Origin of the sequence: Kitasatospora sp. NPDC051914, from assembly GCF_040680995.1 — a bacterium.
In the GTDB taxonomy this organism is placed as follows: domain Bacteria; phylum Actinomycetota; class Actinomycetes; order Streptomycetales; family Streptomycetaceae; genus Kitasatospora.
Map to the genome: position 1 here is coordinate 80,151 of NZ_JBFAXX010000032.1, position 21,021 is coordinate 101,171.

Below are 21,021 nucleotides of genomic sequence, written 5' to 3' on the forward strand. Positions count from 1 at the left end.
AGCAGGTCAGATGCCGCGCAGTCTCAAGAAGGGCCCCTTCATCGACGACCACCTTCAGAAGAAGGTGGACGTGCAGAACGAGGCGGGCACGCAGAACGTCATCAAGACCTGGTCCCGTCGTTCCGTGATCTCCCCGGCCATGCTCGGGCACACGATCGCGGTTCACGATGGCCGCAAGCACGTCCCGGTGTTCGTCACCGAGTCGATGGTCGGCCACAAGCTCGGCGAGTTCGCTCCCACGCGCACCTTCAAGGGGCACGTGAAGGAAGACCGCAAGTCGAAGCGTCGCTAGTCGCTCCGCGGGCTTGAGCTCAGCGCCAGACAGACTTAAGTGACTTACTCCATTAAGGGGACAACCATGGAAGCCAGGGCCCAGGCGCGGTACATCCGCGTCACGCCCATGAAGGCCCGCCGCGTGGTGGACCTCATCCGCGGCCTTCCGGCCACGGAGGCCCAGGCCGTCCTGCGTTTCGCTCCGCAGGCCGCCACCGTGCCGGTCGGCAAGGTGCTCGACAGCGCCATCGCCAACGCCGCGCACAACTACAACCACTCCAACGTGGACGACCTCTACATCTCCGAGGCGTACGTTGACGAGGGCCCGACCCTGAAGCGGTTCCGTCCGCGCGCCCAGGGCCGTGCCTACCGGATCCGCAAGCGGACCAGCCACATCACCGTGGTCGTCAGCAGCAAGGAAGGGACCCGGTAATGGGCCAGAAGGTTAACCCGCACGGGTTCCGCCTCGGCATCAGCACGGACTTCAAGTCCCGCTGGTACGCCGACAAGCTGTACAAGGACTACGTCAAGGAAGACGTTGCCATTCGTCGCATGATGACGAAGGGCATGGAGCGCGCCGGCATCTCCAAGGTCGAGATCGAGCGCACCCGCGACCGCGTCCGTGTGGACATCCACACCGCCCGCCCCGGCATCGTCATCGGTCGCCGTGGCACCGAGGCCGACCGCATCCGCGGCGACCTCGAGAAGCTGACCGGCAAGCAGGTCCAGCTGAACATCCTCGAGGTCAAGAACCCCGAGCTGGACGCCCAGCTCGTGGCTCAGGGCGTCGCGGAGCAGCTGTCCTCCCGCGTCTCCTTCCGTCGTGCCATGCGCAAGTCGATGCAGGGCACCATGAAGTCCGGCGCCAAGGGCATCAAGGTCCAGTGCTCCGGTCGTCTCGGCGGCGCCGAGATGAGCCGTTCGGAGTTCTACCGCGAGGGTCGCGTGCCGCTGCACACCCTCCGTGCGAACGTCGACTACGGCTTCTTCGAGGCCAAGACCACCTTCGGCCGCATCGGCGTGAAGGTCTGGATCTACAAGGGCGACGTCAAGAACATCGCCGAGGTCCGCGCTGAGAACGCCGCTGCCCGCTCGGGCAACCGCCCGGCCCGTCCCGAGGGCGGTCGTCCCGCCCGCGGTGGCGAGCGCCGCGGTGGCGAGCGCGGTGGCCGCGGCCGTCGTCCCGCCGCTGCCGAGGCCCAGGCCCCGGTCGCCGAGGCGCCTGCCGCCGAGAACACCGGAACGGAGGCCTGACCCCCATGCTGATCCCCCGTAGGGTCAAGCACCGCAAGCAGCACCACCCGAAGCGTCGCGGCGCTTCGAAGGGCGGCACCGAGCTGGCGTTCGGCCAGTTCGGCATCCAGGCCGTGACCCCGGCCTACGTGACGAACCGTCAGATCGAGTCCGCTCGTATCGCGATCACCCGTCACATCCGTCGTGGCGGCAAGGTCTGGATCAACATCTACCCGGACCGCCCGCTCACCAAGAAGCCGGCCGAGACCCGCATGGGTTCCGGTAAGGGTTCGCCGGAGTGGTGGATCGCGAACGTGCACCCGGGTCGGGTCATGTTCGAGCTGTCGTACCCGAACGAGAAGGTTGCTCGCGAGGCGCTCACCCGTGCCGCGCACAAGCTGCCGATGAAGTGCCGGATCGTCCGGCGCGAGGACGGTGAGAGCTGATGTCGGCCGCTACCAAGGCTGCTGAGCTTCGCCAGCTGGACAACGAGGGCCTCGTTGCCAAGCTGCGTGAGGCCAAGGAGGAGCTGTTCAACCTCCGCTTCCAGGCGGCGACCGGGCAGCTCGACAACCACGGCCGGCTCCGGCTGGTCCGTAAGGACATCGCGCGGATCTACACCCTGATGCGCGAGCGCGAGCTGGGCATCGAGACGGTGGAGAACGCCTGATGACTGAGAACACCAACGAGACGCGCGGTTTCCGCAAGACCCGTGAGGGTCTCGTCGTCAGCGACAAGATGGACAAGACCGTCGTCGTCGCCGTCGAGGACCGCGTCAAGCACGCTCTGTACGGCAAGGTCATCCGCCGTACGAACAAGCTGAAGGCGCACGACGAGCAGAACGCGTGCGGTGTCGGCGACCGTGTCCTCCTCATGGAGACCCGGCCGCTGTCCGCGACGAAGCGCTGGCGCGTCGTCGAGATCCTCGAGAAGGCCAAGTAACGAAGCCGATGAGGTACGGCCGTATGTGCACCAGGTCTCCGCAGGCCATCTGCGGGGCTGCTGGTGTGAGCAGCGGCCGGCCCGTCGACTCTCGTTGACGATCAGGAGAAAGCTGTGATCCAGCAGGAGTCGCGACTGCGTGTCGCCGACAACACGGGTGCCAAGGAGATTCTCTGCATCCGCGTTCTCGGTGGCTCCGGTCGCCGCTACGCCGGTATCGGGGACGTCATCGTCGCGACCGTCAAGGACGCGATCCCCGGCGGTTCGGTGAAGAAGGGCGACGTCGTCAAGTGCGTCATCGTCCGCACCGTGAAGGAGCGCCGTCGTCCGGACGGTTCCTACATCCGCTTCGACGAGAACGCCGCTGTCGTTCTCAAGAACACCGAGGGCGACCCCCGTGGTACCCGCATCTTCGGCCCCGTGGGCCGCGAGCTGCGTGACAAGAAGTTCATGAAGATCATCTCGCTCGCGCCGGAGGTGCTCTAATCTCATGGCGAACAGCATGAAGATCAAGAAGGGTGACCTGGTCCAGGTCATCACCGGCAAGGACAAGGGCAAGCAGGGCAAGGTCATCAAGGCCATCCCCGCTGAGAACAAGGTCCTCGTCGAGGGTGTCAACCGGGTCAAGAAGCACACCAAGCCGGGCCCCGGCACCCAGGGTGGCATCGTGACCGTCGAGGCCCCGGTGCACGTCTCCAACGTCCAGCTGGTCGTGGAGAAGGACGGCAAGAAGGTCGTCACCCGCGTCGGCTACCGCTTCGACGACCAGGGCAACAAGATCCGCGTTGCCAAGCGGACCGGTGAGGACATCTGATGTCTGAGACGACTGTTGAGAAGGTGGCCCCCCGCCTCAAGGAGCGTTACAACTCCGAGGTCAAGGGCCAGCTGCAGGAGCAGTTCTCGTACGAGAACGTCATGCTGATCCCCGGCCTGGTCAAGGTCGTGGTCAACATGGGTGTCGGCGAGGCCGCCCGTGACAGCAAGCTGATCGAGGGCGCGATCAAGGACCTGACCGCGATCACCGGTCAGAAGCCGGCCGTGACCAAGGCCCGTAAGTCGATCGCGCAGTTCAAGCTGCGCGAGGGCCAGCCGATCGGCGCCCACGTCACCCTCCGCGGTGACCGTATGTGGGAGTTCGTGGACCGTCTGGTGTCGCTGGCGCTGCCGCGCATCCGCGACTTCCGCGGCCTCTCCCCGAAGCAGTTCGACGGCCGTGGCAACTACACCTTCGGTCTGACCGAGCAGGTCATGTTCCACGAGATCGACCAGGACAAGGTCGACCGTCAGCGCGGTATGGACATCACCGTCGTGACCACCGCTCAGACCGACGATGAGGGCCGGGCGCTGCTGCGCGCTCTGGGCTTCCCGTTCAAGGAGGCGTGAGCCATGGCGAAGAAGGCCCTTATCGCAAAGGCCGAGCGTAAGCCGAAGTTCGGTGTCCGGGCGTACACCCGGTGCCAGCGCTGCGGCCGCCCGCACTCGGTGTACCGCAAGTTCGGCCTGTGCCGTGTGTGCCTCCGTGAGATGGCGCACCGCGGCGAGCTGCCGGGCGTGACCAAGAGCTCCTGGTAATCCAGGCGCCCTAGGCACACCATCGCGATGCAGTGTGCCCGGCTCCGCCGCACTTTTGGGCTTCCGTCCGGAATCCCGTAAGGTGGTGGGGTCGGGCCCCTGCCGCGGCATCTCCGCAGATGCTCGCGGCTCTCGTATGAGGGCTCGCACCCATGTCTTACTACGTCGTAGGTCCCCTGCGCTTGTGCCCCTTTCGCACTCCCCGGAGTGCGCGGAGGGGGACCTGGTGCGGAGAAACCACGGCGAGAGAGGCCTGAGGCCACCATGACCATGACCGACCCGATCGCAGACATGCTCACTCGTCTGCGTAACGCGAACTCGGCGTACCACGACTCCGTCGTGATGCCGTCGAGCAAGATCAAGGCGCACGTCGCCGAGATCCTGCAGCAGGAGGGCTACATCTCCTCCTACAAGGTCGAGGACCCGTCCGAGGGCGAGGTCGGCAAGAAGCTGACCATCGAGCTCAAGTTCGGCCCGAACCGTGAGCGCTCCATCGCCGGCATCAAGCGCATCAGCAAGCCGGGTCTGCGTGTTTACGCAAAGTCCACCAACCTGCCGAAGGTGCTCGGCGGCCTGGGCGTGGCGATCATCTCCACGTCGTCCGGCCTCCTGACCGACAAGCAGGCCGCCAAGAAGGGCGTAGGCGGAGAAGTTCTCGCCTACGTCTGGTAATTCGGGAAACGGAGGTACAGCAATGTCGCGCATTGGACGGCTGCCCATCCCGGTTCCCGCCGGCGTGGACGTCACCATCGATGGCCAGACGGTCTCGGTGAAGGGCCCCAAGGGCACCCTCACCCACGTCGTCGCCGCGCCGATCGAGATCGGCAAGGGCGAGGACGGCACGCTGCTCGTCACCCGCCCGAACGACGAGCGTCAGTCGAAGGCCCTGCACGGCCTGTCGCGGACGCTGGTGGCGAACATGATCACCGGCGTGACCGCGGGCTACCGCAAGTCGCTGGAGATCAGCGGTGTTGGTTACCGAGTCGCCGCGAAGGGCTCCGCCATGGAGTTCTCGCTCGGCTACAGCCACCCGATCCTGGTCGAGGCCCCGGAGGGCATCTCCTTCGTGGTCGAGTCGCCCACCAAGTTCCACGTGGACGGCACTGACAAGCAGAAGGTCGGCGAGGTCGCTGCCAAGATCCGCAAGCTGCGCAAGCCCGACCCGTACAAGGCCAAGGGCGTCAAGTACGCGGGCGAGGTCATCCGCCGCAAGGTCGGAAAGAGTGGTAAGTAAGCGATGAGCGTCTCTGTCAAGATCGGCAAGGGCAACGCCTACAAGAACGCCGCCCGCAAGCGCCGCGCCATCCGCGTTCGCAAGCGCGTCACCGGCACCGAGGTGCGTCCGCGCCTCGTCGTGACCCGCTCGAACCGCCACATGGTCGCCCAGGTCATCGACGACGCCAAGGGTCACACCCTGGCGTCGGCGTCCACCCTCGACGTGTCCATCCGCGGCACCGAGGGCGACAAGACCGAGCTGGCCAAGAAGGTCGGAAGCCTGGTCGCCGAGCGCGCCAAGGCCGCCGGCGTCGAGTCGGTCGTCTTCGACCGCGCGGGCAACCGGTACGCCGGCCGCATCGCCGCCCTGGCGGACGCGGCCCGCGAGGCCGGGCTCGACTTCTAAGCCGCTCGTCGACTCTGTCGGCGGACGTAAACGAGAGAGGTAATTCCAATGGCTGGACCCCAGCGCCGCGGTAGCGGCGCCGGCGGCGGCACCGGCGGCGAGCGGCGCGACCGTAAGCGTGACGACCGGGGCAACGCCCCCGCCGTCGAGAAGACCGCTTACGTCGAGCGCGTCGTCGCGATCAACCGTGTCGCCAAGGTTGTCAAGGGTGGTCGTCGTTTCAGCTTCACCGCGCTGGTCGTGGTGGGCGACGGTGACGGCACCGTGGGTGTCGGTTACGGCAAGGCGAAGGAGGTTCCGGCCGCCATCGCCAAGGGCGTTGAGGAGGCCAAGAAGAACTTCTTCAAGGTCCCCCGTATCCAGGGCACCATCCCGCACCCCGTTCAGGGCGAGAAGGCCGCCGGCGTCGTGCTGCTGAAGCCGGCGTCCCCCGGTACCGGTGTCATCGCCGGTGGTCCGGTGCGTGCCGTCCTGGAGTGCGCCGGCGTTCACGACATCCTGTCGAAGTCGCTCGGCTCGGACAACGCGATCAACATCGTGCACGCCACGGTGGCCGCTCTGAAGGGCCTCGTGCGCCCCGAGGAGATCGCCGCCCGTCGTGGTCTGCCGCTGGAGGACGTGGCCCCCGCCGCTCTGCTGCGGGCCCGCGCGGCTGGGGTGAGCGCCTGATGGCTCGCCTGAAGGTCACGCAGACCAAGTCCTACATCGGTAGCAAGCAGAACCACCGTGACACCCTGCGTTCGCTCGGCCTGAAGCGGCTGAACGACACCGTGGTGAAGGAGGACCGCCCGGAGATCCGCGGCATGGTCCACACCGTTCGTCACCTCGTCACGGTCGAGGAGGTGGACTGACATGGCGGACTCGCCGATCAAGATCCACAACCTGCGGCCCGCCCCCGGCGCCAAGACCGAGAAGACCCGTGTGGGTCGCGGTGAGGGTTCCAAGGGTAAGACCGCCGGTCGTGGTACCAAGGGCACCAAGGCCCGTTACCAGGTTCCGCAGCGCTTCGAGGGTGGCCAGATGCCGCTCCACATGCGCCTGCCGAAGCTGAAGGGCTTCAAGAACCCGGCCCACAAGCAGTTCCAGGTCGTGAACCTGGAGAAGCTGGCCGAGCTCTACCCGCAGGGTGGCGAGGTCACCGTGGCCGACCTGGTCGCCAAGGGTGCCGTTCGCAAGAACGAGCTCGTCAAGGTCCTCGGCCAGGGCGAGATCTCGGTCGCGCTGCAGGTGACGGTCGACGCCGTCTCCGGCTCGGCCGCCGAGAAGATCGCCGCCGCCGGCGGCTCCGTCACCGAGCTCCTCTGAACTCGTTGACCCACGTGGGCCCGTACCTCTCTCGGGAGGTGCGGGCCCGCTGCTTTACCCGCTCACGGAAAATCTGACGTGTGCTCAACACCGGCCAAAACCGGGCATCCCGGCCGGTCGGGGCCCGATGGCGCCGGGACGCGCTTCACCGACGTTGCCGCACACTGTTAGAGTCCGTTGGGTTCCCTTGTAGGCTGCGGGTCAGGCGTGCCTGTGCAGTCGTACGGGAGCCAGGAAACCCCACACACTCCCCATCAGGACCGACCCTCCCGCCGTCACCGTGCGGGAGGCGCAGGAGGCACCGTGCTCAGTGCGTTCGCGCGGGCGTTCCAGACGCCCGACCTGCGCAAGAAGCTGCTGTTCACGCTGGGCATCATGGTGCTGTTCCGGCTGGGCGCACACGTTCCGATCCCGGGCGTGAACTTCGTCGCTGTCAACCAGTGCATCAAGGACACCTCGTCCAGTGGCCTCTTCGGCCTGGTGAACCTGTTCAGCGGCAATGCGCTGCTGCAGCTGACGATCTTCGCGCTCGGCATCATGCCGTACATCACGGCCAGCATCATCCTCCAGCTCCTCACCGTGGTGATTCCGCGGCTCGAGGCGCTGAAGAAGGAGGGCCAGGCCGGCCAGGCGAAGATCACGCAGTACACCCGCTACCTGACCATCGCGCTCGCCGTGCTCCAGGGCACCGGCATCGTGGCGACGGCCTCCAGCGGTGCGCTGTTCCAGGGCTGCTCGCTGGCCAACGAGGTCGTGCCGGACACCAGCGTCTTCCGGGTGACCGTCATGGTCATCACCATGACCGCGGGCACCACCGTGATCATGTGGCTGGGTGAGCTCATCACCGACCGCGGCATCGGCAACGGCATGTCGATCCTGATCTTCACCTCCATCGCGGCCGGCTTCCCCGGCTCGATGTGGGCGATCAAGCAGTCCGGCAAGATCGGCGACGGCTGGGTCGAGTTCTTCAGCGTCATCGCGATCGGCATCGTGGTGGTCTGCCTGGTGATCTTCGTGGAGCAGGCCCAGCGCCGCATCCCGGTGCAGTACGCCAAGCGCATGATCGGGCGCCGCGCCTTCGGCGGCACCTCGACCTACATCCCGCTGAAGGTCAACCAGGCCGGTGTGATCCCGGTCATCTTCGCCTCGTCGCTGCTCTACATCCCCGCGCTGGTGGTTCAGCTCACCAACAGCAAGGCGGGCTGGGCGAACTGGATCAACGGGCACTTCGTCAAGGGCGACCACCCGATCTACATGGCGACCTACTTCGTCCTGATTGTCTTCTTCGCGTTCTTCTACGTGGCCATCTCCTTCAACCCCGAAGAAGTTGCGGACAACATGAAGAAGTATGGTGGGTTCATCCCGGGCATCCGGGCGGGCCGACCGACGGCCGAGTACCTGAACTACGTGCTCACCCGAATCACGTGGCCAGGATCGTTCTACCTGGGCCTTATCGCGCTGATCCCGATGATCGCCCTGGTTGCCTTCAACGCGAACCAGAACTTCCCGTTCGGCGGCACCAGCGTGCTCATCGTCGTCGGCGTCGGACTCGAAACTGTGAAGCAGATCGAGAGCCAGCTCCAGCAGCGCAATTACGAAGGGTTCCTCCGCTGATGCGTATCGTCCTCGTCGGACCTCCCGGGGCCGGGAAGGGTACTCAGGCGCACGTGCTCGCCAAGACCCTGTCCATCCCGCACATCTCCACTGGCGACCTGTTCCGCGCCAACATCAGCCAGGGCACCCCGCTGGGGCTCGAGGCCAAGGCGTACATGGACGCGGGTCGGCTGGTGCCGGACGAGGTCACCATCGGCATGGCCAAGGACCGGATGCTGCAGCCGGACGCCGCGAACGGCTTCCTGCTCGACGGCTTCCCGCGCAACCTGGGCCAGGCCAAGGCCCTGGACGAGTTCCTGGCCGAGCAGGCCATCGTGCTCGACGGTGTGCTCGACCTGGAGGTCCCGGAGGACGAGGTCGTCAAGCGGATCGCCGGCCGCCGGCTGTGCCGCAACGAGGGCAGCCACGTGTTCCACGTGGTCTACAACCCGCCGAAGACCGAGGACGTCTGCGACGAGTGCGGCGGCGAGCTGTACCAGCGCTCGGACGACACCGAGGAGGCCGTGCGGGTCCGCCTGGAGGAGTACCACTCCAAGACGGAGCCGATCATCGGCTACTACGCCGATCAGGGCCTGCTGGTCACCATCTCCGCCCTCGGCAAGGTGGACGAGGTGACCGAGCGCGCGATCGGCGCCCTGGAGCAGAAGAAGTCCGCCTGAGACGGCCCGCAACGGCCGGGAAGCCCCCTCACGGGGCCTTCCCGGCCGTTGCGGCGTCGTACGGTGGTAGCGAGTGCACGGCCGCCCGGCAAGGACCGGGCGGCGTCCGACAGTGGAAGGCGTGACCAGATGGTGGAGATCAAGACCCCCGAGCAGATCGCGAAGATGCGGGCGGCCGGGCTGGTCGTCGCCGAGGCGCTCAAGGCCTGCCGGGAGGCGGTCGCACCGGGCATCACCACCCAGGAGCTCAACGACATCGCCGACAAGGTCATCACCGACCACGGCGCGACCTCCAACTTCCGCGCCCACCACGGCGGCCTCTGGTTCCCCGGGGTGATCTGCGCCTCGGTCAACAACGAGATCGTCCACGGCATCCCGGGGGAGCGCGCGCTGGAGGAGGGCGACCTCATCTCCATCGACTGCGGTGCGATCCTGGACGGCTGGCACGGCGACGCGGCGATCACCGTCGCGGTCGGCGGGACCGCCCCGGAGAACCTCCAGCTGAGCCGGGTCACCGAGGGCTCGATGTGGGCCGGCATCGCCCAGATGAAGAAGGGCAACCGCCTGGTCGACGTCTCCCGGGCGATCGAGGGCTTCATCCGCCGCCAGCCGCTTCCGCCCAAGGGCAAGTGGGGCATCGTGGAGGGCTACGGCGGCCACGGCATCGGCACCGCGATGCACATGGAGCCGCACGTGCTGAACTACGTCGCCGGCCGCGGCAAGGGCCCCAAGCTCGTCCCCGGCACCGTGCTCGCGATCGAGCCGATGGTGACGCTCGGCACCCCGCACTCCACCGTGGTGGAGGACGACTGGACGGTCGTCACCAACGACGGCACCTGGGCCTCGCACTGGGAGCACTCGGTGGCCGTCACCGAGCAGGGCCCGCTGGTGCTGACCGCCTTCGACGGCGGCCGCGCCGAGCTGGCCAAGCTGGGCGTCACCGCCGCCCCGGACCCGCTGGCCTGACATCCGTGCACGAGCGAAGGGCCCGGAGGTTTCGTCCTCCGGGCCCTTCGCCGTATTTTGTCAGCTGACAGCCGTACGAGGAGAAGAGACAGCAGTGCTCAAGGGCTTCCGTGACTTCATGATGCGCGGGAACGTCATCGACATGGCCGTCGGTGTGGTCATCGGTGCGGCGTTCACCGCCGTCGTGACCGGCTTCGTGTCGGCCTTCCTGACCCCGCTGGTCGGCGTGGTGGTCGGCGCCGCGGGTGACTTCAGCAGTTACTCGGCCCACATCGGCGGGGTGGAGTTCAAGTACGGGCAGTTCCTCAACGTCCTGATCGCCTTCCTCATGACCGCGGCGGTGCTCTACTTCTGCGTGGTGCTGCCGGTGACCAAGGCCACCGCCCGCTACATGCCGAAGAAGCCGAAGACCCCGAAGCGCCCCTGCCCCGAGTGCCTGACCGAGATCCCCGAGGCCGCCCGCCGCTGCTCGGCGTGCACCGCGGTGGTCGAGCCGGTCGTGCCGGTCCCCGCTCAGTACCGAGGGTGACCGCGCGGGCCGTTTTGGCGTCCGCTTGGAGCCTGTCGTAGACTGATGCGTCGGCTCACTCGTAGCGTGCTTCGGCACGCCCTCTTCCCGGCAGGAATCCCGCAAGGGCTACCGGACGGGGTGGGGTGGACCCAGGCTCGCACGAGCGTGCCGCATGCGGTAGCCGGCCCCGGAAGGTGGATCTCGCAGTTCATGGCAAAGAAGCAAGGCGCCATTGAGATCGAGGGCACCGTGATCGAGTCTCTGCCGAACGCCATGTTCAAGGTCGAGCTGCAGAACGGTCACAAGGTCCTCGCGCACATCAGCGGCAAGATGCGGATGCACTACATCCGTATCCTCCCGGACGACCGGGTCGTGGTGGAGCTCAGCCCCTATGACCTGACGCGTGGCCGGATCGTCTACCGCTACAAGTAAACAACCGTCAGATCTAGACCCGGAGAACCTGAAACATGAAGGTCAAGCCGAGCGTCAAGAAGATCTGCGACAAGTGCAAGGTGATCCGCCGCCACGGCCGGGTCATGGTGATCTGCGACAACCTGCGCCACAAGCAGCGCCAGGGCTGATCTCTCCCCAGCATTTCTCGTAGTACTTCGCGCGACGCGCACAACGTCATACGCGGGCTGCCCGATCCGACCCCCTGGGACGGACTGCCACCCCCGGTCAGAGGCCGGGGCTCCCTCGCCGAGAGGCGACGGAGCAGGCGGCACGCAAGACCTCTGAAGAACCACAGGAGCCATGAATGGCACGCCTCGCCGGCGTTGATCTCCCCCGCGAGAAGCGGATCGAGATCGCCCTCACGTACGTGTACGGCATCGGCCGCACCCGCGCCCAGCAGACCCTCGCCGAGACCGGCGTGAGCCCCGACGTCCGGGTTCGCGACATCTCCGAGGAAGACCTCATCAAGCTGCGCGAGTACATCGACGCCAACTACAAGGTGGAGGGTGACCTCCGCCGTGAGGTCGCCGCCGACATCCGCCGCAAGGTCGAGATCGGCTGCTACGAGGGCCTGCGCCACCGTCGCGGTCTGCCCGTCCGCGGCCAGCGCACCCACACCAACGCGCGTACCCGCAAGGGCCCGCGTCGCGCGATTGCCGGCAAGAAGAAGCCGGGCAAGAAGTAGTCCGTCCCGTAACCGGACATCCCTCCGGCCCGCGGGTTAGCGGACCGACCACCTCATCAGGAGAACAGACTTATGCCCCCCAAGGGTCGTCAGGCTGCCGGCGCGAAGAAGATCCGCCGCAAGGAGAAGAAGAACGTCGCTCACGGGCACGCCCACATCAAGAGCACGTTCAACAACACCATCGTTTCGATCACCGACCCCGCGGGCAACGTGATCTCCTGGGCCTCTGCCGGCCACGTCGGCTTCAAGGGCTCGCGCAAGTCCACCCCGTTCGCCGCGCAGATGGCCGCCGAGGCCGCCGCGCGTCGTGCGCAGGAGCACGGCATGCGCAAGGTCGACGTCTTCGTCAAGGGTCCGGGCTCCGGCCGTGAGACCGCGATCCGCTCCCTCCAGGCCACCGGCCTCGAGGTCGGCTCGATCCAGGACGTCACCCCCACCCCGCACAACGGCTGCCGCCCGCCGAAGCGCCGCCGCGTCTGACGCAGCGCCTTCGGGCACACGGCAGGCCCTCCCGGGTCCGCAGTAGTACGTGCGTCGGCCTCCCGCCTGGTGCGGGAGGCCGTACGCTTGAGTCCATCGGCATCAAATAGTGGGTGCCGAAGACAACTGGAGGAACACACCTCATGCTGATCGCTCAGCGTCCCTCGCTGACCGAAGAGGTCGTCGACGAATTCCGCTCGCGGTTCGTGATCGAGCCGCTGGAGCCGGGCTTCGGCTACACCCTCGGCAACTCGCTCCGCCGCACGCTCCTCTCCTCGATCCCCGGTGCCGCTGTCACCAGCATCCGGATCGACGGTGTCCTGCACGAGTTCACCACCGTGCCGGGCGTCAAGGAGGACGTGACCGACCTCATCCTCAACATCAAGCAGCTGGTCGTCTCCTCGGAGCACGACGAGCCGGTCGTGATGTACCTGCGCAAGCAGGGCCCCGGTGTGGTCACCGCCGCCGACATCGCCCCGCCGGCGGGTGTCGAGGTGCACAACCCCGAGCTCGTCCTCGCCACGCTCAACGGCAAGGGCAAGCTGGAGATGGAGCTGACCGTCGAGCGCGGTCGCGGCTACGTCTCCGCCGTCCAGAACAAGGCCTCCGGCCAGGAGATCGGCCGCATCCCGGTCGACTCGATCTACAGCCCCGTGCTGAAGGTCACCTACAAGGTCGAGGCCACCCGAGTCGAGCAGCGGACCGACTTCGACAAGCTCATCGTCGACGTCGAGACCAAGCCCGCCATGCGTCCCCGCGACGCCATGGCCTCGGCCGGCAAGACCCTGGTGGAGCTGTTCGGCCTCGCCCGCGAGCTGAACATCGACGCCGAGGGCATCGACATGGGCCCGTCCCCGACGGACGCCGCCCTGGCCGCCGACCTGGCGCTGCCGATCGAGGAGCTGGAGCTCACCGTCCGCTCCTACAACTGCCTCAAGCGCGAGGGCATCCACACCGTGGGTGAGCTCGTCGCCCGCTCCGAGGCCGACCTGCTCGACATCCGCAACTTCGGTGCGAAGTCGATCGACGAGGTCAAGGCGAAGCTGGCCGGCATGGGCCTGGCCCTCAAGGACAGCCCGCCCGGGTTCGACCCGACCGCTGCCGCCGACGCCTTCGGCGCCGACGACCTGGACGACCAGGGCTACGCGGAGACCGAGCAGTACTAAGGATCTGGGCCGGGGGCGGTCCCCAGCGGACCGCCCCCGTCACCATGCAAGTCGTACGGGCACAGTGCCCGTGCGCCCGCTGCGGTACCTGGTACGGCCGCAGTCGGAGATACGAGGAGTCATTCCATGCCGCGTCCCACCAAGGGTGCCCGCCTCGGCGGCGGCCCGCACCACGAGCCCCTGCTGCTCGCCGGTCTGGCCCGTGAGCTGTTCCAGTACGGCCGCATCACCACCACCGAGGCCAAGGCCCGCCGCCTGCGCCCGCTGGCGGAGAAGCTGATCACCAAGGCGAAGAAGGGCGACATCCACAACCGTCGCCTGGTGCGCAAGACCATCACCGACGTCTCGGTGCTGCACACCCTCTTCACCGAGATCGCGCCGCGCTTCGAGAACCGCCCCGGCGGTTACACCCGCATCACCAAGATCGGCACCCGTCGCGGCGACAACGCCCCGATGGCCGTGATCGAGCTGGTCGAGGGCGAGATCGCCACCAAGGCCACCGTCGCCGAGGCCGAGGCCGCTGCCAAGCGCGCGGTCAAGGAGGCCGAGGAGGCCAAGGTCGAGGAGACCAAGGCCGACGAGGCCGAGGCCGCGGAGACCACCGAGGCCTGACGCCCCCAGGTGTCACCCGGGCCCGCCCTCCCCATCCGTGGGGAGGGCGGGCCCGAGCAGTTCCCGCAGGCAGCCCTCCCAGGAGTACGAAGTGGCCAACGACTGTGCCGAGCAGCCCCCCGTCAAGGACGGCCCGGCCGAGGGCTTCCGCCGCATCCGGCTCGACCTCGCCTACCACGGCGCCGAGTTCTCCGGCTGGGCCCGCCAGCGCGGCCGGCGCACCGTGCAGGAGGAGATCGAGAACGCCCTGCAGATCGTCACCCGCAGCGCCATCGGCTTCCCGCTGACCGTGGCCGGCCGCACCGACGCCGGCGTGCACGCCCGCGGCCAGGTCGCCCACGTCGACCTGCCCGAACAGCTGTGGGCCGAGCACGGCGAGAAGCTGCTCCGCCGCCTCGCCGGCCGGCTGCCCGCCGACATCCGGATCTACCGGATCTCCGAGGCGCCGCACGGCTTCGACGCCCGCTTCGCCGCGATCTGGCGCCGCTACGCCTACCGGGTCGCCGACCACCCCGGCGGCGTCGACCCGCTGCTGCGCGGCCACGTCCTGTGGCACGACCGCCCGCTCGACATCGAGAAGATGAACGAGGCCGCCCGGCTGCTGCTCGGCGAGCACGACTTCGCCGCGTACTGCAAGAAGCGCGAGGGCGCCACCACCATCCGCACCCTGCTCGAACTGCACTGGGACCGCGTGCCGGTGGACGGCTACGCGACCCAGGAGGGCTCCCTCGCCGTCGCCACCGTCCGCGCCGACGCGTTCTGCCACAACATGGTCCGCTCGCTGGTCGGCGCGATGCTGCTGGTCGGCGACGGTCACCGTCCGGTCGACTTCCCCGGCCGGGTGCTGGCCGGCCGGGTGCGCAACTCCGCGGTCAACGTCGTCCGCCCGTACGGCCTGACCCTGGAGGAGGTCGGCTACCCGGCCGACGGCGAACTCGCCGAGCGCAACCGCCTCGCCCGCCGCATGCGGACCCTGCCCGGACAGGCCTGACCGGCCGTCGGCGGTAAAACGGTTTGGGCCCCGGCTCACCCGCTTGGCACAATCCGGAACCATGGGACACGTCGAGATTTCGCACCTTGAGTACTACCTGCCGGACGGGCGGGTGCTGTTCGCCGACGCGTCCTTCCGGGTCGGCGAGGGCGCCGCGGTCGCCCTGGTCGGCGCCAACGGAGCCGGCAAGACCACCCTGCTGCGCATGATCGCCGGCGATGTGCAGCCGCACGGCGGCAGCGTCACCGTCAGCGGCGGCCTCGGGGTGATGCGCCAGTTCGTCGGCACCACCGGCCGCGAGGACCGGCGCGACACCCCCGGCGCCCTGCCCGCCGACGCCTCCGTCCGCGACCTGCTGGTCTCCGTCGCCCCCGAGCGCATCGCCACCGCCGCCCGCGCGGTGGACGCCGCCGAGCTCGCCATGCTCGCCCAGGACGACGAGAAGACCCAGATGCGCTACGCCCAGGCGCTCGCCGACTGGGCCGACGCCGACGGCTACGACTACGAGACCGTCTGGGACGTCTGCACCACCGCCGCCCTCGGGATGCCCTTCGACCGGGCGCAGTTCCGCGGCCTCAACACGCTCTCCGGCGGCGAGCAGAAGCGGCTCGTCCTGGAGGCGCTGCTGCGCGGCCCCGAGGAGGTCCTGCTGCTCGACGAGCCGGACAACTACCTCGACGTCCCCGGCAAGCGCTGGCTGGAGGAGGCCATCAAGGCCACCAACAAGACCGTGCTGTTCATCTCGCACGACCGGGAGCTGCTCTCCCGCACCGCCGAGAAGATCATCAGCGTCGAGTCGGGTGCGGCCGGCAGCAGCGTCTGGGTGCACGGCGGCGGCTTCGGCTCCTTCCACGACGCCCGCCGGGCCCGCTTCGAGCGCTTCGAGGAGCTCCGCCGCCGCTGGGACGAGGAGCACGCCAAGCTCAAGAAGCTCGTCGTCACCCTCCGCCAGGCCGCCGCGGTCAGCCACGAGATGGCCTCCCGGTACTCCGCCGCGCAGACCCGGCTGAAGAAGTTCGAGGACGCCGGCCCGCCGGAGGCGCCGCCGCGCGAGCAGTCCATCAGCATGCGGCTCAAAGGCGGCCGCACCGGCGTCCGGGCCTTCACCATGGAGCGCCTGGAGCTCAGCGGCCTGATGAAGCCCTTCGACCTGGAGGTCTTCTACGGCGAGCGGGTCGCGGTGCTCGGCTCCAACGGCTCCGGCAAGTCGCACTTCCTGCGGCTGCTGGCCGGCGACGACACCGTGGAGCACGGCGGTGCCTGGAAGCTCGGCGCCCGCGTGGTGCCCGGCCACTTCCGCCAGACGCACGCCCACCCCGAGCTGCTCGGCCGCACCGTGCGGACGATCGTCGAGGAGGAGCACGCGCTCGGCCGCGGCGCCGCGATGGCGGCCCTGCGCCGCTACGAGCTCGACCGCCAGGAGGAGCAGAAGTTCGAGTCGCTCTCCGGCGGCCAGCAGGCCCGGCTGATGATCCTCAAGCTGGAGCTGTCCGGCGCGACGGCGCTGCTGCTCGACGAGCCCACCGACAACCTCGACCTGGAGAGCGCCGAGGCGCTGCAGCAGGGCCTGGAGGCGTTCGACGGCACGGTGCTGTGCGTCACCCACGACCGCTGGTTCGCCCGCAGCTTCGACCGTTTCCTGGTCTTCGGCTCGGACGGCCGCGTCTACGAGTCGCCGGAACCGGTCTGGGACGAGACCCGGGTGGTCCGTGACCGCTGAGGCGTTTTGACCCCCCGCGGAGCGCCCGGTAAGCTGACCACTTGTTGTGCGTATTGGCTCGCTCTATCTCACGTGAGAGGTCGGTACGCCGGAGACATCAGGCTGACGATCAGCGGCTCCCCTTGAATTGCGTCCAAGGTGGGTCGGGCTGTTCTTTTCGTCCGGTGCTCCTGTCAGGACCCACTCACTGAAAAGCGAAGGCTACGACCGTGCGTACGTACAGCCCCAAGCCCGGCGACGTCCAGCGTCAGTGGCACGTCATCGACGCGACCGACGTCGTGCTCGGCCGCCTGGCCTCCCAGGCCGCCAACCTCCTGCGGGGCAAGCACAAGGCGATCTACGCGCCGCACGTTGACACTGGTGACTTCGTCATCATCATCAACGCCGACAAGGTTCACCTGTCGGGCAACAAGAAGACCCAGAAGATGGCCTACCGCCACAGCGGCTTCCCGGGCGGCCTCCGCTCGGTCCGCTACGACGACCTCCTGGACAAGAACCCGGAGAAGGCCGTCGAGAAGGCCATCAAGGGCATGATCCCGAAGAACAGCCTCGGCCGTCAGATGCTCTCGAAGCTCAAGGTCTACTCGGGCGACCAGCACCCGCACGCTGCCCAGCAGCCGGTGCCGTTCGAGATCACCCAGGTCGCGCAGTAATTCCGGCCGCCAGACCCCATCACTGAGTAGCGAGAGCTGAGGAACACCGTGGCCGAGAACGCCATCGAGAACACCCTCGAGGTCGACTTCGACGAGAACGTCGAGGAGTACACCTCGGAGACCGAGTACACCACCGAGTCGCTGGCCGGCCGCTTCGGCGAGGCCACCCCGGGCGCCGGCCTCGGCCGCCGCAAGGAGGCGATCGCCCGCGTGCGCATCGTCCCGGGCACCGGCAAGTGGAAGATCAACGGTCGCACCCTGGAGAACTACTTCCCCAACAAGGTGCACCAGCAGACCGTCAACGAGCCGTTCAAGCTCCTCGAGCTCGACGGCCGCTACGACGTCGTGGCCCGCATCGCGGGTGGCGGCGTCTCCGGTCAGGCCTACGCGCTGCGCCTCGGCGTGGCCCGTGCCCTCAACGAGGCGGACGTGGACAACAACCGCGGCCCGCTCAAGAAGGCCGGTTTCCTGACCCGTGACGCCCGCGCCGTCGAGCGCAAGAAGGCCGGTCTGAAGAAGGCCCGCAAGGCGCCGCAGTACAGCAAGCGCTAATTGCACCCCGGGGGTGCGTGCCGCTCCGGTGGTGCGCACCCCCGGTGCAACCCGTACGCCCCGGAGTACCTCGTGTACTCCGGGGCGTCGTGCTCTCCCGCCCGGTGCGGACGGCGGGAGAGTGGAGAACCAACGAGCAGGGCGAAAAGGACGGGAACAGTGGGACGACTCTTCGGTACGGACGGTGTACGCGGCGTGGCCAACGAGGGCCTGACCGCCGAACTGGCACTCGGCCTGTCGGTCGCCGCGGCCCATGTGCTGGGCGATGCGGGCGCATTCGAAGGGCACCGGCCGGTCGCCGTGGTCGGCCGCGACCCGCGCGCCTCCGGCGAGTTCCTGGAAGCCGCCGTGATCGCCGGCCTCGCCAGCGCCGGCGTCGACGTCCTGCGGGTCGGCGTGCTGCCCACCCCCGCCGTCGCCTACCTCACCGGCGCGCTCGGCGCCGACTTCGGCGTCATGCTCTCCGCCAGCCACAACGCCATGCCCGACAACGGCATCAAGTTCCTCGCCCGCGGCGGCCACAAGCTGGACGACGCCATCGAGGACGCCATCGAGGAGCACTACAGCCGCTACGGCGTCGGCGACGAGAACTGGAAGCGCCCCACCGGCGCCGCCGTCGGCCGCGTCCGCCAGTACACCGAGGGCTTCGACAAGTACGTCGCCCACCTCGTCGCCGTCCTCCCCAACCGACTCGACGGCATCCGGGTCGTCATCGACGGCGCCCACGGCGCGGCCGCCCGGGTCGCCCCCGAGGCCTTCGCCCGGGCCGGCGCCGAGGTCGTCTACACCCTGGGCGCCGAGCCCGACGGCCTCAACATCAACGACGGCGTCGGCTCCACCCACCTCGACAAGCTCCGCAGCGCCATGAAGGAGCACCGCGCCGACCTCGGCATCGCCCTCGACGGCGACGCCGACCGCTGCCTGGCCGCCGACGCCGACGGCAACGAGGTCGACGGCGACCAGATCATCGCCATCCTCGCCGTCGCCATGAAGGAGGCCGGCACGCTGCGCCGCAACACCGCGGTCGCCACCGTGATGTCCAACCTGGGCTTCAAGCTGGCCATGCAGCGCGAGGGCATCGACCTGGTGGAGACCGCGGTCGGCGACCGCTACGTGCTGGAGGCGATGAAGCAGCACGGCTTCGCCCTCGGCGGCGAGCAGTCCGGCCACGTCATCCTGCTCGACCACGCCACCACCGGCGACGGCACCCTCACCGGCCTGATGCTGGGCGCCCGCCTGGCCGCCACCAAGCAGTCGCTGGCCGACCTCGCCGCCGTGATGACCCGCCTGCCGCAGGTCCTGATCAACGTGAAGGGCGTGGACAGGAGCCGGGTCGGCACCAGCGCCGAGCTCACCGCCGCCGTCGCCGAGGCCGAGGCCGAGCTGGGCACCACCGGCCGGGTGCTGCTGCGGCCGTCCGGCACCGAGCCGCTGGTCCGCGTCATGGTCGAGGCCGCGGACGAGGCCCAGGCCAAGGCCGTCGCCGAGCGCCTCGCCGACGTGGTCAAGACGCACCTGGGATAACCACCGAGGGGCGCGTGGAACTGCGCGGGGCGGTGGGTGACGAGCCGTCACCCATCGCCCCGCGCAGTTCCACGCGCCCCTCGTGGCGTTCCGTCAGAGTTTGCGGAGCAGGGCCCGGCGGACCTTGTGGTCCTGACCCTTCTGCAGGATCAGGGTCGCCCGGCCACGGGTCGGCAGGACGTTCTCCAGCAGGTTGGGCTTGTTGATGGTGCGCCAGACCTGCCGGCCGTAGTCCATCGCCTCCTCCTCCGGGACTTCGGTGAAGCGCCGGAAGTAGGAGTTCGGGTCCTGGAAGGCCGTCTGGCGGAGCTTGCGGAAGCGGTCCAGGTACCAGCGCTCGATGTCGTCGGTGCGCGCGTCGACGTAGATGGAGAAGTCGAAGTAGTCGGCGACGGCCAGCCGGGTCCTGCCGTCGTTGCCGGGGAGGGCGGGCTGAAGGACGTTCAGGCCCTCGACGATGAGGATGTCCGGGCGTTCCACGGTCAGCCGCTCGCCGGGCACGATGTCGTACACCAGGTGCGAGTAGACCGGGGCGGTCACCCGCTCCTTGCCGGCCTTCACGTCGGCGACGAACCGCATCAGCGCCCGCCGGTCGTAGGACTCAGGGAAGCCCTTGCGGGCCATCAGCCCGCGCCGCCGCAGCTCCGCATTGGGCAGCAGGAAGCCGTCGGTGGTGACCAGCTCGACCCGCGGATGCTCGGGCCAGCGGGCCAGCAGGGCCTGCAGCAGTCGGGCCGTGGTCGACTTGCCCACCGCCACCGAGCCGGCCACGCCGATGATGAACGGCGTGCGGGTGCGCTCGGTGTCCGGGGTGTCCAGGAAGGTGCCCAGGGTGCCGCGCAGCTCGTGCGTCGCGTGGATGTAGAGGTTGAGCAGCCTGGACAGCGGCAGGTAGACGTCCCGAACCTCGTCCAGGTCCAGGGCGGTGCCCAGGCCGCGCAGGCGCTCGACCTCGTCGGCCGTCAGCGGCAGCGGCGTGCGCTCCCGCAGCGCACTCCACTCGGACCGGTCCAGATCCACGTACGGGGAGGGGGTGGGCGCCTGGGGGGCACCCCTCGTACAGAGTTCGGTCAGCACAATGTCCATTGTGGGCCGTCGCGGCCTGCCGGGATGCTGTGTCCTCGGTCACGCGGGGTGTCCGCAAGGCGTGACCGGGGTGAGCAGCGAGCGTGACCTCGGTGAACGAAACGCCGCATATGCTGGCACGCATGTGCGGAATCGTTGGATATGTGGGGTCCCAGACGGCCCTCGACGTAGTGATTGCAGGTCTGCAACGGCTGGAGTACCGGGGTTACGACTCCGCCGGTGTGGCCGTCCAGACCCAGGGGCTCGACGGGCAGTGGAGCCTCGCCACCGACAAGCGGGCCGGGAAGCTCGCCAACCTCCAGAAGTCCCTCGCCGAGACCCCTCTTCCGGCGGGCACCACCGGCATCGGCCACACCCGGTGGGCCACCCACGGCGGCCCGACGGACGCCAACGCCCACCCCCA

General features: G+C 68.4%; 32 protein-coding genes and 1 pseudogene. 32 read left to right on the top strand and 1 reads right to left on the bottom strand.

Translation table 11 applies throughout. The features are described from left to right. The first annotated feature begins 10 nt into the window (after positions 1 to 10). The 31 genes from rpsS to glmM all read left to right on the top strand — a co-directional run bounded on the left by rpsS (position 11) and on the right by glmM (position 19,532). A complete protein-coding gene (rpsS, locus tag AB0M03_RS21735) occupies positions 11 to 292 on the top strand; it encodes a 30S ribosomal protein S19 (RefSeq protein ID WP_014136283.1) in 282 nt (93 codons plus the stop codon). Positions 293 to 358: 66 nt separating this feature from the next. Then, on the top strand, positions 359 to 706 hold the full coding sequence (gene rplV / locus AB0M03_RS21740; protein ID WP_095874452.1) for a 50S ribosomal protein L22: 348 nt from the start codon (positions 359 to 361) through the stop codon (positions 704 to 706). Then, on the top strand, positions 706 to 1,527 hold the full coding sequence (gene rpsC, locus AB0M03_RS21745; RefSeq protein WP_363493299.1) for a 30S ribosomal protein S3: 822 nt from the start codon (positions 706 to 708) through the stop codon (positions 1,525 to 1,527). The genes rplV and rpsC overlap by 1 nt, the downstream gene beginning before the upstream one ends. A 5-nt stretch (positions 1,528 to 1,532) precedes the next feature. Further along, on the top strand, positions 1,533 to 1,952 hold the full coding sequence (rplP, locus tag AB0M03_RS21750) for a 50S ribosomal protein L16 (protein ID WP_030300385.1): 420 nt from the start codon (positions 1,533 to 1,535) through the stop codon (positions 1,950 to 1,952). After that, positions 1,952 to 2,176 (top strand): 50S ribosomal protein L29, encoded by a 225-nt coding sequence (rpmC, locus tag AB0M03_RS21755; RefSeq protein ID WP_345697575.1) that lies wholly within the window; start codon positions 1,952 to 1,954, stop codon positions 2,174 to 2,176. Before rplP ends, rpmC begins: the two co-directional genes overlap by 1 nt. Continuing rightward, complete coding sequence (rpsQ, locus tag AB0M03_RS21760) at positions 2,176 to 2,448, top strand: 30S ribosomal protein S17 (protein ID WP_014136278.1); 273 nt, start codon at positions 2,176 to 2,178, stop codon at positions 2,446 to 2,448. Before rpmC ends, rpsQ begins: the two co-directional genes overlap by 1 nt. Before the next feature lie 114 nt (positions 2,449 to 2,562). Continuing rightward, positions 2,563 to 2,934 carry a 50S ribosomal protein L14 gene (gene rplN, locus AB0M03_RS21765; RefSeq protein WP_145790774.1) on the top strand — a complete coding sequence of 124 codons (372 nt, stop codon included), beginning with the start codon at positions 2,563 to 2,565 and terminating at the stop codon, positions 2,932 to 2,934. Between the two features lie 16 nt (positions 2,935 to 2,950). Further along, positions 2,951 to 3,262 carry a 50S ribosomal protein L24 gene (rplX, locus tag AB0M03_RS21770; RefSeq protein WP_363493329.1) on the top strand — a complete coding sequence of 104 codons (312 nt, stop codon included), beginning with the start codon at positions 2,951 to 2,953 and terminating at the stop codon, positions 3,260 to 3,262. After that, a complete protein-coding gene (gene rplE / locus AB0M03_RS21775) occupies positions 3,262 to 3,831 on the top strand; it encodes a 50S ribosomal protein L5 (protein ID WP_030263480.1) in 570 nt (189 codons plus the stop codon). Before rplX ends, rplE begins: the two co-directional genes overlap by 1 nt. A 3-nt stretch (positions 3,832 to 3,834) precedes the next feature. Beyond that, positions 3,835 to 4,020, top strand: coding sequence for a type Z 30S ribosomal protein S14 (locus tag AB0M03_RS21780; RefSeq protein ID WP_030263476.1), 186 nt, complete (start codon positions 3,835 to 3,837; stop codon positions 4,018 to 4,020). Between the two features lie 264 nt (positions 4,021 to 4,284). Beyond that, complete coding sequence (gene rpsH / locus AB0M03_RS21785) at positions 4,285 to 4,692, top strand: 30S ribosomal protein S8 (protein ID WP_363493302.1); 408 nt, start codon at positions 4,285 to 4,287, stop codon at positions 4,690 to 4,692. A 22-nt stretch (positions 4,693 to 4,714) separates the two neighbouring features. Then, entirely contained in the window at positions 4,715 to 5,254 is a 540-nt protein-coding gene (gene rplF / locus AB0M03_RS21790; protein WP_363493304.1) for a 50S ribosomal protein L6, read from the top strand. A gap of 3 nt (positions 5,255 to 5,257) precedes the next feature. Then, positions 5,258 to 5,641 (top strand): 50S ribosomal protein L18, encoded by a 384-nt coding sequence (gene rplR, locus AB0M03_RS21795; protein WP_363493306.1) that lies wholly within the window; start codon positions 5,258 to 5,260, stop codon positions 5,639 to 5,641. Positions 5,642 to 5,689: 48 nt separating this feature from the next. Beyond that, on the top strand, positions 5,690 to 6,310 hold the full coding sequence (gene rpsE / locus AB0M03_RS21800) for a 30S ribosomal protein S5 (protein WP_263104954.1): 621 nt from the start codon (positions 5,690 to 5,692) through the stop codon (positions 6,308 to 6,310). Further along, complete coding sequence (rpmD, locus tag AB0M03_RS21805; protein ID WP_014136270.1) at positions 6,310 to 6,492, top strand: 50S ribosomal protein L30; 183 nt, start codon at positions 6,310 to 6,312, stop codon at positions 6,490 to 6,492. The genes rpsE and rpmD overlap by 1 nt, the downstream gene beginning before the upstream one ends. A 1-nt stretch (position 6,493) precedes the next feature. After that, complete coding sequence (rplO, locus tag AB0M03_RS21810; protein ID WP_363493308.1) at positions 6,494 to 6,946, top strand: 50S ribosomal protein L15; 453 nt, start codon at positions 6,494 to 6,496, stop codon at positions 6,944 to 6,946. Positions 6,947 to 7,249: 303 nt separating this feature from the next. After that, on the top strand, positions 7,250 to 8,560 hold the full coding sequence (gene secY, locus AB0M03_RS21815) for a preprotein translocase subunit SecY (RefSeq protein ID WP_363493310.1): 1,311 nt from the start codon (positions 7,250 to 7,252) through the stop codon (positions 8,558 to 8,560). Then, entirely contained in the window at positions 8,560 to 9,219 is a 660-nt protein-coding gene (locus AB0M03_RS21820; RefSeq protein WP_363493312.1) for an adenylate kinase, read from the top strand. Before secY ends, AB0M03_RS21820 begins: the two co-directional genes overlap by 1 nt. A gap of 129 nt (positions 9,220 to 9,348) precedes the next feature. Further along, positions 9,349 to 10,185 (top strand): type I methionyl aminopeptidase, encoded by an 837-nt coding sequence (gene map, locus AB0M03_RS21825; protein WP_363493314.1) that lies wholly within the window; start codon positions 9,349 to 9,351, stop codon positions 10,183 to 10,185. Positions 10,186 to 10,279: 94 nt separating this feature from the next. Next, positions 10,280 to 10,714: a large conductance mechanosensitive channel protein MscL gene (gene mscL / locus AB0M03_RS21830; RefSeq protein ID WP_363493316.1), complete on the top strand. Its 435-nt coding sequence runs from the start codon at positions 10,280 to 10,282 to the stop codon at positions 10,712 to 10,714. A gap of 192 nt (positions 10,715 to 10,906) precedes the next feature. Further along, a complete protein-coding gene (infA, locus tag AB0M03_RS21835) occupies positions 10,907 to 11,128 on the top strand; it encodes a translation initiation factor IF-1 (RefSeq protein WP_003956442.1) in 222 nt (73 codons plus the stop codon). A gap of 35 nt (positions 11,129 to 11,163) precedes the next feature. Beyond that, complete coding sequence (rpmJ, locus tag AB0M03_RS21840) at positions 11,164 to 11,277, top strand: 50S ribosomal protein L36 (RefSeq protein ID WP_003956441.1); 114 nt, start codon at positions 11,164 to 11,166, stop codon at positions 11,275 to 11,277. A gap of 176 nt (positions 11,278 to 11,453) precedes the next feature. Continuing rightward, positions 11,454 to 11,834, top strand: a complete 381-nt coding sequence (rpsM, locus tag AB0M03_RS21845) for a 30S ribosomal protein S13 (RefSeq protein WP_030263448.1) — start codon at positions 11,454 to 11,456, stop codon at positions 11,832 to 11,834. A gap of 72 nt (positions 11,835 to 11,906) precedes the next feature. Further along, entirely contained in the window at positions 11,907 to 12,314 is a 408-nt protein-coding gene (rpsK, locus tag AB0M03_RS21850; RefSeq protein ID WP_030232513.1) for a 30S ribosomal protein S11, read from the top strand. Positions 12,315 to 12,457: 143 nt separating this feature from the next. Then, a complete protein-coding gene (locus AB0M03_RS21855; RefSeq protein WP_030263446.1) occupies positions 12,458 to 13,480 on the top strand; it encodes a DNA-directed RNA polymerase subunit alpha in 1,023 nt (340 codons plus the stop codon). A 126-nt stretch (positions 13,481 to 13,606) separates the two neighbouring features. Further along, on the top strand, positions 13,607 to 14,092 hold the full coding sequence (rplQ, locus tag AB0M03_RS21860) for a 50S ribosomal protein L17 (protein ID WP_263104959.1): 486 nt from the start codon (positions 13,607 to 13,609) through the stop codon (positions 14,090 to 14,092). A 91-nt stretch (positions 14,093 to 14,183) separates the two neighbouring features. Further along, positions 14,184 to 15,083, top strand: a complete 900-nt coding sequence (gene truA, locus AB0M03_RS21865; RefSeq protein ID WP_363493318.1) for a tRNA pseudouridine(38-40) synthase TruA — start codon at positions 14,184 to 14,186, stop codon at positions 15,081 to 15,083. A 61-nt stretch (positions 15,084 to 15,144) separates the two neighbouring features. After that, positions 15,145 to 16,803: an ATP-binding cassette domain-containing protein gene (locus AB0M03_RS21870; RefSeq protein WP_363493320.1), complete on the top strand. Its 1,659-nt coding sequence runs from the start codon at positions 15,145 to 15,147 to the stop codon at positions 16,801 to 16,803. Between the two features lie 209 nt (positions 16,804 to 17,012). Further along, the gene (gene rplM / locus AB0M03_RS21875; protein ID WP_030263432.1) at positions 17,013 to 17,456 is read left to right on the top strand and encodes a 50S ribosomal protein L13; all 444 of its coding nucleotides are present in this window, start codon (positions 17,013 to 17,015) and stop codon (positions 17,454 to 17,456) included. Positions 17,457 to 17,504: 48 nt separating this feature from the next. Further along, a complete protein-coding gene (rpsI, locus tag AB0M03_RS21880; RefSeq protein ID WP_363493323.1) occupies positions 17,505 to 18,008 on the top strand; it encodes a 30S ribosomal protein S9 in 504 nt (167 codons plus the stop codon). A 159-nt stretch (positions 18,009 to 18,167) separates the two neighbouring features. Next, positions 18,168 to 19,532: a phosphoglucosamine mutase gene (glmM, locus tag AB0M03_RS21885; protein WP_363493325.1), complete on the top strand. Its 1,365-nt coding sequence runs from the start codon at positions 18,168 to 18,170 to the stop codon at positions 19,530 to 19,532. A gap of 93 nt (positions 19,533 to 19,625) precedes the next feature. Here glmM and coaA read toward each other — a convergent pair whose 3' ends face one another. Next, complete coding sequence (coaA, locus tag AB0M03_RS21890) at positions 19,626 to 20,618, bottom strand: type I pantothenate kinase (RefSeq protein ID WP_363493327.1); 993 nt, start codon at positions 20,616 to 20,618, stop codon at positions 19,626 to 19,628. 122 nt (positions 20,619 to 20,740) lie between these two features. Here coaA and AB0M03_RS21895 point away from each other — a divergent pair. Next, positions 20,741 to 21,021 (top strand): annotated as a pseudogene (locus AB0M03_RS21895) (glutamine--fructose-6-phosphate aminotransferase); the annotation flags it as partial.

What these genes read in the sequence shown, in the direction of transcription:
- rpsK (WP_030232513.1), top strand. Translation starts at nt 11,907, where the DNA reads ATGCCCCCCAAGGGTCGTCAGGCTGCCGGCGCGAAGAAGATCCGCCGC.
- AB0M03_RS21870 (WP_363493320.1), top strand. Translation starts at nt 15,145, where the DNA reads ATGGGACACGTCGAGATTTCGCACCTTGAGTACTACCTGCCGGACGGG.
- rplR (WP_363493306.1), top strand. Translation starts at nt 5,258, where the DNA reads ATGAGCGTCTCTGTCAAGATCGGCAAGGGCAACGCCTACAAGAACGCC.
- rpsM (WP_030263448.1), top strand. Translation starts at nt 11,454, where the DNA reads ATGGCACGCCTCGCCGGCGTTGATCTCCCCCGCGAGAAGCGGATCGAG.
- coaA (WP_363493327.1), bottom strand. Translation starts at nt 20,618, where the DNA reads ATGGACATTGTGCTGACCGAACTCTGTACGAGGGGTGCCCCCCAGGCG.
- rplV (WP_095874452.1), top strand. Translation starts at nt 359, where the DNA reads ATGGAAGCCAGGGCCCAGGCGCGGTACATCCGCGTCACGCCCATGAAG.
- rpsQ (WP_014136278.1), top strand. Translation starts at nt 2,176, where the DNA reads ATGACTGAGAACACCAACGAGACGCGCGGTTTCCGCAAGACCCGTGAG.
- AB0M03_RS21780 (WP_030263476.1), top strand. Translation starts at nt 3,835, where the DNA reads ATGGCGAAGAAGGCCCTTATCGCAAAGGCCGAGCGTAAGCCGAAGTTC.
- rplQ (WP_263104959.1), top strand. Translation starts at nt 13,607, where the DNA reads ATGCCGCGTCCCACCAAGGGTGCCCGCCTCGGCGGCGGCCCGCACCAC.
- rpmD (WP_014136270.1), top strand. Translation starts at nt 6,310, where the DNA reads ATGGCTCGCCTGAAGGTCACGCAGACCAAGTCCTACATCGGTAGCAAG.
- rpmJ (WP_003956441.1), top strand. Translation starts at nt 11,164, where the DNA reads ATGAAGGTCAAGCCGAGCGTCAAGAAGATCTGCGACAAGTGCAAGGTG.
- AB0M03_RS21855 (WP_030263446.1), top strand. Translation starts at nt 12,458, where the DNA reads ATGCTGATCGCTCAGCGTCCCTCGCTGACCGAAGAGGTCGTCGACGAA.
- infA (WP_003956442.1), top strand. Translation starts at nt 10,907, where the DNA reads ATGGCAAAGAAGCAAGGCGCCATTGAGATCGAGGGCACCGTGATCGAG.
- rpsH (WP_363493302.1), top strand. Translation starts at nt 4,285, where the DNA reads ATGACCATGACCGACCCGATCGCAGACATGCTCACTCGTCTGCGTAAC.
- rpsE (WP_263104954.1), top strand. Translation starts at nt 5,690, where the DNA reads ATGGCTGGACCCCAGCGCCGCGGTAGCGGCGCCGGCGGCGGCACCGGC.
- rplO (WP_363493308.1), top strand. Translation starts at nt 6,494, where the DNA reads ATGGCGGACTCGCCGATCAAGATCCACAACCTGCGGCCCGCCCCCGGC.
- rplX (WP_363493329.1), top strand. Translation starts at nt 2,951, where the DNA reads ATGAAGATCAAGAAGGGTGACCTGGTCCAGGTCATCACCGGCAAGGAC.
- AB0M03_RS21820 (WP_363493312.1), top strand. Translation starts at nt 8,560, where the DNA reads ATGCGTATCGTCCTCGTCGGACCTCCCGGGGCCGGGAAGGGTACTCAG.
- rpmC (WP_345697575.1), top strand. Translation starts at nt 1,952, where the DNA reads ATGTCGGCCGCTACCAAGGCTGCTGAGCTTCGCCAGCTGGACAACGAG.
- rplF (WP_363493304.1), top strand. Translation starts at nt 4,715, where the DNA reads ATGTCGCGCATTGGACGGCTGCCCATCCCGGTTCCCGCCGGCGTGGAC.
- rpsS (WP_014136283.1), top strand. Translation starts at nt 11, where the DNA reads ATGCCGCGCAGTCTCAAGAAGGGCCCCTTCATCGACGACCACCTTCAG.
- rplP (WP_030300385.1), top strand. Translation starts at nt 1,533, where the DNA reads ATGCTGATCCCCCGTAGGGTCAAGCACCGCAAGCAGCACCACCCGAAG.
- map (WP_363493314.1), top strand. Translation starts at nt 9,349, where the DNA reads ATGGTGGAGATCAAGACCCCCGAGCAGATCGCGAAGATGCGGGCGGCC.
- rpsC (WP_363493299.1), top strand. Translation starts at nt 706, where the DNA reads ATGGGCCAGAAGGTTAACCCGCACGGGTTCCGCCTCGGCATCAGCACG.
- rplE (WP_030263480.1), top strand. Translation starts at nt 3,262, where the DNA reads ATGTCTGAGACGACTGTTGAGAAGGTGGCCCCCCGCCTCAAGGAGCGT.